The sequence below is a fragment of the Streptomyces sp. SID13666 genome, assembly GCF_010548325.1.
Lineage (GTDB): Bacteria > Actinomycetota > Actinomycetes > Streptomycetales > Streptomycetaceae > Actinacidiphila > Actinacidiphila fildesensis.
Map to the genome: position 1 here is coordinate 1 of NZ_JAAGLX010000151.1, position 680 is coordinate 680.

General features: G+C 76.3%; 1 pseudogene. It reads left to right on the plus strand.

Annotated elements, in window-relative coordinates:
* Window positions 1–16 precede the first annotated feature (16 nt).
* Window positions 17–680: pseudogene (locus G3I60_RS43835) on the plus strand (serine/threonine protein kinase); the annotation flags it as partial.

Sequence of the window (680 nt, forward strand, 5' to 3'; positions counted from 1 at the left end):
GTCCGGTGCGCAGCCGGTGCCCCCTGGGTTCGGTCCCGCCGAGCAGGCGTCGCCCGCCTCCGAAGCCGCACAGCCACAGCAGGCACCGCCCGGCTTCGGCCCGCCCGAGCCGATGACGTCCAGTACACCCGGTTTCGACCCTGCCGGGTCCCTGGCCGTGCCGGGTGCACCGGACCCCGGTCACCTCGCCGCGCCGACCACCTTCTCCGCCCCGGCTTCCGCGTCCGCCCAACCCCGCCGCAGGGGACGGGCGTTGCTCGCCGCCGTGGCCGTCACTGTGGTCCTCGCCGCCGCCGGAGTCACCGTGGCGCTGCTCGGCGAGGAGGACGACAGAGCGGCGCGCACCCTGCCGGTGGGGTCGGAGGACAGCCCTGCCGCGCCCTCCACGGGCAGCGGCCGTGCGGACCTGGACCTCTCCGATCCCACGCCCACCGGAAAGGCCACCGAGAAGTCCCCGTCCCCGACCGCGCCCGGCAGGACGAGTGCGGCCGAGCCCGAGGGCGACGCGACCACCCCGGCCCCGTCGAAGACCTCGGGAAGCGGTACGACGGGCGGCGGTACCTCGGGCGGCACCTCGGGCGGTACCTCCGGTGACACCGGAACCGGCACGACCGGAGGTTCGGGCACGACCGGCGGAACCGGCACCACCGGAGGGAGCACCACGAGCGGTGGCGCGACCT